Here is a 222-nt window from a genome sequence, read left to right as displayed (position 1 = left end):
CTTAACGCTAAGGAATCCCAACGGTTCCCGGGAATAACAAGGGAAAGGAGAGATTCCTTACCAAGAAAAACTACAGCTAAATCGCGGTCGTTCATCCGTGCTTTACATCGAATAGTCGTTTTTCTTAACGCTAAGGAATCCCAACGGTTCCCGGGAATAACAAGGGAAAGGAGAGATTCCTTACCAAGAAAAACTACAGCTAAATCGCGGTCGTTCATCCGT

General features: G+C 45.0%; 1 protein-coding gene. It reads right to left on the bottom strand.

The genetic code is table 11. The features are described 5' to 3' along the window. Nucleotides 1-222: hypothetical protein (locus tag PV433_RS22905; protein ID WP_332074361.1), on the bottom strand; the 222-nt coding region annotated here is incomplete at both ends.

The organism is Paenibacillus sp. GYB004 (genome assembly GCF_036577605.1).
GTDB classification, from domain to species: Bacteria; Bacillota; Bacilli; order Paenibacillales; family NBRC-103111; genus Paenibacillus_AB; species Paenibacillus_AB oceani.
This window is presented reverse-complemented; position numbering and strand designations above follow the sequence as displayed.